The organism is Vibrio sp. 1078-1 (assembly GCF_033340475.1).
This window is the reverse complement of record NZ_JAWOWM010000284.1, coordinates 1-743: the sequence shown is the minus strand read 5'-3', so window position 1 is coordinate 743 and position 743 is coordinate 1. Positions and strand designations below refer to the sequence as shown.

Genomic DNA, 743 nt, shown 5'->3' with positions numbered 1-743 from the left:
CCAATACATCAGCAATAGATTCCATTCTTTATATTCCTCTAGATAATGCTCAAATATAAGTTACGCATTTGTTACATGAATATCAAATAACACCTTGATTAAATGTAATGTTTCATTGAAATTTGCATGTTCTGTATCAAAATCACAGGACGACGTTACTTAACGCCCACCCAAACCGAGACTGAACCACCATCGACAGGAAATTCTGCCCAGCCATTGGCATCGGTCCAAACTTCTTCAGTTCGGATACCCCGCTTGTCGACATAGCGCGTGCTTGGCTTACCGGTATACATCCATTTTGTTCCGCCCGGTCCATCACTCATGATCACCGCCATTGAGTTTGGATGTTCAGCATCGCCCTCTCGAGTCCAGCCAATCACATCCCAATGGTCGAGATAAGAATTCTGTTTGCCATACGCATACTCTTTACGCAGTGTTACAAGTTCTTCAATGTAAGGCACTTTGGCCATATTAATGTTGTAGCCTTTGTCGCTGTACTGCGCGCCGTAGTAATCTGCGTAGAACACCGATGGATAACCTTCTTCACGCAATAAAATGAATGCGTAAGCAAGAGGCTTGAACCACCAATCTACTGTCGACTCTAACGCCTGCAGTGGCTGCGTATCGTGGTTTTCTACGAGAGTCACTGCTTTGACTGGGTTGTCCTTCATCAACGTGCCATTCATGATTTGGCGCATATCGTAATTGCCGCCAGATTTTGACGCGTTGTAGAAGTTCATGTG

At 44.5% G+C, this 743-nt stretch carries 1 protein-coding gene; it reads right to left on the bottom strand.

The window, feature by feature from the left end; all coding sequences use genetic code 11:
* Positions 1–155: 155 nt before the first annotated feature.
* A partial coding sequence (locus R7190_RS27125) for an alpha-amylase domain-containing protein (protein WP_411978090.1) occupies positions 156–743 on the bottom strand: 588 nt, incomplete at its 5' end.